Source organism: Marinagarivorans sp., from assembly GCF_982758155.1.
In genome coordinates this window covers 2172-10071 of record NZ_CEXWTU010000190.1, presented here as the reverse complement: position 1 = coordinate 10071, position 7900 = coordinate 2172, and the positions used below count along the sequence as shown (strand labels likewise).

At 47.3% G+C, this 7900-nt stretch carries 7 protein-coding genes; 4 read left to right on the top strand and 3 right to left on the bottom strand.

The features are described 5' to 3' along the window. A partial coding sequence (locus AC3A8L_RS16570) for a hypothetical protein (RefSeq protein ID WP_487963384.1) occupies nucleotides 1–821 on the top strand: 821 nt, incomplete at its 5' end. A gap of 4 nt (nucleotides 822–825) precedes the next feature. Here AC3A8L_RS16570 and AC3A8L_RS16565 read toward each other — a convergent pair. The 3 genes from AC3A8L_RS16565 to AC3A8L_RS16555 are packed head-to-tail and all read right to left on the bottom strand — an operon-like array spanning nucleotide 826 to nucleotide 3316. Beyond that, nucleotides 826–1041: a response regulator transcription factor gene (locus AC3A8L_RS16565; protein ID WP_487963383.1), complete on the bottom strand. Its 216-nt coding sequence runs from the start codon at nucleotides 1039–1041 to the stop codon at nucleotides 826–828. Next, nucleotides 1041–2459 (bottom strand): Si-specific NAD(P)(+) transhydrogenase, encoded by a 1419-nt coding sequence (gene sthA / locus AC3A8L_RS16560; protein WP_487963382.1) that lies wholly within the window; start codon nucleotides 2457–2459, stop codon nucleotides 1041–1043. Before sthA ends, AC3A8L_RS16565 begins: the two co-directional genes overlap by 1 nt. Further along, nucleotides 2456–3316, bottom strand: coding sequence for an HDOD domain-containing protein (locus AC3A8L_RS16555; protein WP_487963381.1), 861 nt, complete (start codon nucleotides 3314–3316; stop codon nucleotides 2456–2458). The genes sthA and AC3A8L_RS16555 overlap by 4 nt, the downstream gene beginning before the upstream one ends. 443 nt (nucleotides 3317–3759) lie before the next feature. Between AC3A8L_RS16555 and AC3A8L_RS16550 the strand changes: the two genes are divergently transcribed. The 3 genes from AC3A8L_RS16550 to ileS form a co-directional block, all read left to right on the top strand. Continuing rightward, nucleotides 3760–4944 carry a DNA-binding response regulator gene (locus AC3A8L_RS16550; RefSeq protein WP_487963380.1) on the top strand — a complete coding sequence of 395 codons (1185 nt, stop codon included), beginning with the start codon at nucleotides 3760–3762 and terminating at the stop codon, nucleotides 4942–4944. Between the two features lie 200 nt (nucleotides 4945–5144). Then, nucleotides 5145–6092, top strand: a complete 948-nt coding sequence (gene ribF / locus AC3A8L_RS16545) for a bifunctional riboflavin kinase/FAD synthetase (protein WP_487963379.1) — start codon at nucleotides 5145–5147, stop codon at nucleotides 6090–6092. 72 nt (nucleotides 6093–6164) lie between these two features. Beyond that, nucleotides 6165–7900, top strand: a 1736-nt coding sequence (gene ileS / locus AC3A8L_RS16540; protein WP_487963378.1) for an isoleucine--tRNA ligase, incomplete at its 3' end; no start/stop codon positions are given.

Below are 7900 nucleotides of genomic sequence, written 5' to 3'. Positions count from 1 at the left end.
AGTATCGCTTTAAGCCCCAATGGCTGGCGGCTGTTTCGGTGGGGTTGCTGTCGCTAATCTTAGCGCACCCGGCGCTGGCGTGTATCGAGGGGGTGGGTGTTAAGTCTGACCTCGAAAAACTCTATTGCGATGTGGTTGCGAAGGGTGAAGGGCGGGGGTTGCCAAGTTTTGATGATTTCAGGCGAAATCCTGCGGCTACACAACAATTGTTGCTCAAGCGGCCGGCAAAACGGGCAGGTTTAGCAATGCCTAAGGTAAGTCAGCCTGCCAAACCAAAGGCTCGGCAGGGTCGTCCTGCAACGGTGGCTGGTGCATCGGCACCAACACTGAGCGCTAAGCCGGAAGTGCCTTCGGGTTTAAAGGGGTGCACTGTGACAGGGGGGCAAATTCAGTGTGGTAATGCGCGGTATCGCTTGCTGGATAATCGCTCTAATCGTACGTTGAGTAAAAGCGCTTTAACACAGCAGAACGCACTCACATTACCGGCAATACTGGATTACCGTTCCAACTTAGAATTACATCAGTATTTGCAACGGGCCTATGCCATTTATTTGCAGAAAATGGATGCTATTGGTCTGGCGGGCGCAACGTTATCTTATAGCAAGTTTTATTACATTTTTGATGAGACGCAACAGCAACAGCAGGATTTTGTTAAGCGCTTTGCGATGATGTATGGCTTTTTACAAAAAGATAAAAGCACTATGGCTGTTGCCCGGCAGCATAAAGGTAAAGCTCCACCGGCTTTATCGTCTTGTGATGTTATTGGCGGTGATTATATTACTTGCGATAGCCGGGGCCATAATTGGGTTTTTACACGATAGGGCGTTAACGCCGCAGCAACGGTATGGCTTTGGCGGCGGCGTTGGTACGATTATCAACTTCCAGTTTTTTAAAAACCTGTTCTAAATGTTTATTAATTGTTCTTGGGCTAATGCCCAATATATGTCCCATTTCGCGGTTAGTCTTACCACACGCAATCCATATGAGCGCATCAGATTCTCGCTGAGATAAGCCAAAGGCTATAGTGCCAGGGTAGTGCACTATAAGTTTTTTGTCATGCGTTGCCCAATGATGCTGAGCGCTGCAACACGGTAGGCTTCGGCCAAAGTGGGAAAGTTAAATATATTGTCGACAAAAACGTCGATATCACTATTGCTGATCATCGCCATCTGGCCGATATGAATTAACTCTGTTGCGCCTTCACCTACAATCATCACGCCAAGGATTTTTTTGCCATCGGGGTCGCAAACTATTTTGAGTAGGCCGTTTTGTATGCCGGATATTTGGCCGCGCGCTATTTCATCGAAGCGGGCTTTACCGGCAATGGCTCCTGGATATTTTTCAACCGCTTGTGCTTCGCTTAAGCCAATAGATGATAGTTCGGGAATGGAGTAAATGCCCGAGGGTATCATGGTGTTCATGCTCCCGAGGGGCATGTTGAGTGCGTTACAAGTAGCGCGCCGTCCTTGCTCCATGGATGCTGAAGCGAGAGAGGGTGGCCCAATGATATCACCGGCGGCATAGATGCTGGGTACAGGGGTTCGCAGGTTTTTATCGACGCTTATTAAGCCTCTGTCGTTAACTTCTAGCCCCGCGTTTTCAATACATAAATCTTTAACGTTGGAAATTCGCCCCGCGGCGCAAAGTAGTTTTTCACTGCGTATAAGCGTACCGTCTTCGAGTTCCGTAACCACGGCGTTTTCACCATTCCAGTAGGCTTTTACGACAGTACTTTTACCCATCCAAGTGCCGCCCATGTCTTCAAAGCCGGCGATAAAAGTATCGGTTAAATCGTCATCTAAAAAACCGAGTGGCCGAGGGTATTTGTCAATCATCGTGACTTTTACGCCTAAGGCTTGAAAAATAGAAGCATATTCGCTGGCGATTACACCACCGCCCAGCACGACTAAACTGGTGGGTAAATACAACATGGATAGAATGGAGTCGCTATCAAATAAGTGTTCGTGATCAATAGCGATATGGTCTGGTGTGCGTGGCTCGGAGCCGGTGGCAATAACGATATGTTCTGAGTTAAGTAGGTTTACATTACCGCGTACGTCAGTGATGGCGACTTGTGTCGGCGAAACTAATTTGGCTCGGCCGTGAATGAGTTCAACGTTATTGCGCGAGACCTGGCGGCGCATGTATTCATCGTGAGCATCCAGTACGTCACCCAAGCGGCTGATCAATGTGGCTAATTCAATTTCTTCGGGTAGCTCAAAGTTGGCAATCTCGGCGCTTTGGCGCATGGCTTTTACGCGCAGGGCATTTTCGCGCAAGGTTTTAGAGGGGATTGTTCCTCGGTGAACGCAAGAGCCACCGAGCTCACGACTGCGTTCGATTAAGGCAACATTACGACCTACTTTTGCGGCTTGAATAGCGGCTTTTTGGCCTGCAGGCCCGCTGCCAATGACGATCATGTCGTAATTTTGTTCTGTGGTCGAGGCTTCCGTGCTCATTGGCTCATGGTCTCCATTGCGGAGCTGATGAGTTCTTCTTTCTCAATCAGTTTTTCGATATCGTCGGGGTAGAGGTTTAAATCAGCCAATACGGGTGATTTTATTAATTGTGCGCGCGTGATTTTTTTACGCAGCGGCGTGCCTTTGTAAAAGTGGCTTGCAAACTCAGCGCCGGCGACAACAATCATGGTTTGTTCTGCGCTTTTCCCGGCGTTAGCGTAATCGTCAAACCATGTCACCACATCGCGAACCAAAGCTGGCATTTCCCACTGATGGACCACGCTAATCCCGAGCGAGCGTTGAAAGTGCTGCTCTAGCTCATACATCATGTCGGGTTGCACTTCTATTTTTAGGCTATTGGCAACTTCTGTAACAACTTGAACGCAAACGGGGCGACCAATGTCATGGAGTAAACCGGCTAAAAACGCAGCTTCAACATTCCGGCGGCAGGCGCGCGCAATTTCTTTAGCCCATAGGCCTGCCATTAAAGAGAATTGCAGCTCGGTTTGGATATGTTTTTCATACCCCGGTGCGTTGAACATCTTACTGTTGACCGAGGCGGCTAATGCGATGTCTGCGATAACGCGCATGCCTAAGCGAGTTATGGCTTGTTGCAAAGAAACCAGCGTCGCATTAGGCGAGTAGAGCGCAGAATTGGCAATACGCATGACGTGGCCGGCCAGTGTTTGGTCGCTTTGAATTAGCTTGGCGAGATCGTTGGCGTCGGACTCTGGGTCATTCGTTAAACGCATGACCTTGTTGGCCACTTCGGGCAGCATTGGGACTTCAATATCATCCTGATTAATGCGTTGCGTTATGATTTCGACGAACGAATTTTCCTGGGGCGCTGTAGTCATGAACATCACACTCACGTGTTAGTTAAAAGGTGCTTTCCTTTAAATTTAGACGTTTTTAGAGGGTTTGCGCCACTGAATTACAACTAATTTATAGGTTTCCCCGTGCCGTCAAAAAGGTGTCGGTCAAAAATGTTCCTTTTTGACGTGTTTTTCAGCGCTATGTATTTGCTGTATGCCCAAAGTTAGCTAGGTTAAATAGTAAGGCCCGTAAAATAATGCGGGAGTTATGGGGTGCCAGAGAAGTCTGGTGCCAATCAAGGAGAACATTAGGGGCGAGGCAATAATAGATTATCCAATTTGGTGCAGGATTCTGTTTTCTTATCACGGGGCTTAAAGGGTTGCATGCCGGGGCATGTAGCGCTTTGAGTAACGAAAAGGAAGTGGAAAACAAGCATTGTTGAATAATAGTTTGTTTCCTTGTCTCTTAAGCTAAGGTTTTACCTATGAGCTACCAAATTTTACTCTGTAGCGAAAAGCTTTCACCGGTTGGCGAGCATGTGCAGCACTTTTTTCAGGCTAATAACGTGGTCTCGGCGCAAGAGCTTGAAGGAATGATTGGTGAGGCCGATTATCGGGCGTTGGTGGTTGATTGCAGTTCAGTAAAATGTTCTTTGATGGAGTGTGGAAAGCTGTGTTTAGAATTAGGTAAAAAGCATGACCTTCCGGTGGTGTTCATTGCCGATGAGTACACGCTAGAAGATAAGTTGGCGGCCTACGAGGCTGGTTGCGATGACATTATAGAGCCGGCAACGAATAAAGATGAAGCGTGCGCGCGTATCACTAAAAGCATTTTTCATCGAATAGCCAACTCGCAATTGTCCGAGCGGCTGGATGTTGCTACTGAAACAGCGCGTAACGCCATGGTGGACAATAGTGACCTTGGTGCGAATATCCAGTTCTTATTGGCGGTGCACGAGTGCGATAATTTGGATCAACTGGGGCAGCAGTTGTTTTCTACGCTAGAACGTTACGGTTTAAAGTGCAGTTTACAGATGCGTAGCAGCTTGGGGATCAAGAATATGGAAGCGCATGGTATGAGCAAAGATTTGGAGTCTCAGTTGCTGTTTCAGCTTAAGGACAATGATCGCTACATTGATTTTGGCTGCCGAACTATTTGTAATTATGACCGTGCTTCGCTGCTGATTAAGAATATGCCCGTTGATGACGCCGAGAAGTATGGTGCGATAAAAGACAATACATTCTATTTACTGCAAGGGGTTAATGCCCGAATTCATTCGCTAGAAGACAGGCATACGCTTATCGAAGAAAAGCAGTGTTTACGCAAGCTTTCTGGCGATGTTAATACGGTGATGATTCGTGTTAAAGAGCGCTACCAAGATGTGATGAAGGATATTATGGACGAGGTTGAAGCATCGACCGCTATGCTACAAGATCGAGTTCCACATTTGGCGCTTACCGAGCAAGATGAATATTTTATTGATAGCGTCGTTGAGCGTTTAATCTCGACAACCAATAGTGTGTTTAATGAAGGCCTTAAAGTGGATGAAATTTTCATGAAGCTTGAAATGGGCTTGGAGCATTCTTTGCACGCTCTGGATGATCACCCTGAGCTGGGCGGTTCGCGAAAGAAGCCGCCGAGTGTCGACACATCTGTTGATTTATTCTAGTGAAGTTACATTATTGATGGTGTAAGTCTGCAGTGTATGTAAGTACTTCCTTACATTTGACGGTGCTAGTCCGCCCGCCCAATATAGCGCCACTCACTAAGGGCCCTGACCCCTTACGCCTCTAAGCCTTAGCGCTCAAACCTCTCTCGTTTTCTAGTGTATACTCGCACGTTAATTTTGTGCGTGAGAGATACGGGTTAATGCGACAGCCGCAGTTCATATTGGGCCTTAAGGGGCTGAGCCGCTTTGGCGGCGCGAGTGTTGCTACCATTGGCTCATTTGATGGCGTCCATAAGGGGCATCAACAAATACTCAAGCGTGTTGTTGCAAAAGCTAGGCAGGCACAATTGTCGAGTGTAGCAATAGTCTTTGAACCGCAGCCCCACGAATTTTTTGCTCAGGCGGAAACCCGCCCTCGCTTGATGCGCTTGCGTGAAAAAGTGAATGCTTTGCTGGCGTGTGGTATTGATACTGTCGTGTGTTTACGCTTCAATCAAGCATTGCGCTCGCTTACGGCGGATGAATTCATTAAGCAGGTTCTCGTTATTGGGCTGCAGGTAAAACACCTCGAGATTGGTGATGACTTTCGTTTTGGTTGCGATCGCCGCGGCGATTTTGACCTTTTAGCGAGGGCCGGCGATCAGCAGGGGTTTTCAGTTTCCAACAGTGCAACCTATGCCGATGCCGGTGAACGCATAAGCAGTACCCGAATTCGTAGTTTGTTGGAACACAATCAGCTAGAGGATGCCGAGCGCTTACTGGGCAAACCGTACAGTATTTTTGGCCGCGTGATATATGGGCGGCAACTCGGCCGAACTATTAATGTACCCACGGCTAATATAGGCTTGGGGCGTTATGCCGCGGCTGTTGGTGGCGTGTATGCGGTAACGCTTGAGGTACAAGGCGTTAGCCATCAAGGGGTTGCTAACGTTGGGGTAAAGCCAACGATTTCTGGCGAGCATAAACCGATGCTCGAAGTACATATTTTTAACTTTAGTGCGAACCTTTACGGCCAGTTTGTAACGGTTGCCTTTTGCAAGGCTTTGCGTGCCGAGAAAAAGTTTGACTCTCTCGATGCGCTCAAGCAACAAATTGCCTCTGATATTACGGATGCAAAGCATTATTTTTCACAATTAGCCAAACATTAAACGGTGCGCGAATAACTATTTTTAATAGTTGAGTTCACAAAAGCCAAGACATAACTTTTAAGACAAAACGACATGACTGATTACAAGGCGACACTCAATCTGCCAAAAACCGCTTTTGCGATGAAAGCTAATTTGGCCCAGCGTGAACCACAAACATTAAAGCGCTGGCAAAAAGAAAACCTCTATCAAGCCATTCGTAAAGCGCGCGCGGGCGCTCCGCAATTTATTTTGCATGATGGCCCTCCCTACGCTAATGGCAGCATTCATATTGGCCATGCCGTTAATAAAATCTTAAAAGACATTATTATTAAATCGAAAACACTCAGTGGCTTTGATGCTCCTTACGTGCCGGGTTGGGATTGCCACGGTTTACCCATTGAGCACAATGTTGAAAAGAAGATTGGTAAAGCCGGCGTGAAGGTTGAGTATGATATCTTCCGTAAAAAATGCCGTGAGTATGCTGCTAAACAAGTAGCGGGCCAGAAAGAAGACTTTATTCGCCTGGGTGTATTAGGCGAGTGGGAAAATCCTTATCTGACTATGGATTTTAAAACCGAAGCCGATACGATTCGTGCCTTGGGTAAAATTGCCAAAAACGGTCACCTACAAAAGGGTTTTAAACCGGTTTACTGGAGCGTGGTTGGCGCATCAGCCTTGGCTGAAGCCGAAGTTGAATACCACGAGAAAACGTCTAATTCGATTGATGTTAAGTTCCCTATTGTTGATATTGCCGATTTCGCGAAGCGCATCGGTTTTGATGCCGTTCCCGCCAATGCCAGCATTGTTATTTGGACAACAACCCCCTGGACATTACCGGCCAACCAAGCTGTTAGTGTAAATGCTGAATTAGATTACGTGCTTATACACAGCGGTAATACGGTGATTGTTGTGGCCGAAGCCCTAATGGCTGGAGTTTGTCAGCGTGGTGAATTGGATTCGCCCAAAGTATTGGCCAGTTTTAAAGGCGCAGATTTAGAGCATCTTGCGTTGCAGCATCCGTTGTACGATAAAACCGTTCCCGTTATTTTGGGCGACCATGTAACCACTGATGCGGGTACCGGTTGTGTTCATACAGCGCCAGATCACGGCGTAGACGATTTTAATGTGGGCCGTAAATACAATATTGGTACGTTGAATATCGTAAACGAAAATGGCATTTACCGTGACGATGTTGAAGTCTTCGCGGGTGAGCACGTCTATAAAGTCGATAATAATGTTTTAGCCGTACTTGAAGAAAAGGGTAATCTTTTTCATGCCGCAAAGTTAACGCACAGTTACCCGCATTGCTGGAGAACAAAAACGCCACTTATTTATCGTGCTACGCCACAATGGTTTGTGAGCATGACGAAAAACGGTTTGCTGGATAGTGTAAAGAGTGCGGTTGATGGCGTGGAATGGCTGCCCAGCTGGGGTGAAACGCGTATTCGCGCCATGCTGGAATCAAGTCCTGATTGGTGCGTGTCCCGTCAGCGCACATGGGGTGTGCCCATTGCTTTGTTTATTGATAAAAATACCGGCGATTTACATCCCAATACCGAAGCACTTATCGAACAAGTCGCAGCGCTGGTAGAAAAAGATGGCATGGATGCATGGTTTAAATTAGAGGCATCCGAGTTGTTGGGCGATGATGCCGAGCGCTATAGCAAGGTAACGGATACGTTGGATGTTTGGTTTGATTCCGGCGTTACGCACTTTTCAGTACTCGAGCAGCGCGAAAATTTGCGCTACCCGGCAGATTTATATCTTGAAGGTTCTGACCAGCATCGCGGTTGGTTTCAGTCGTCACTTCTCACTTCGGTAGCTGTTGA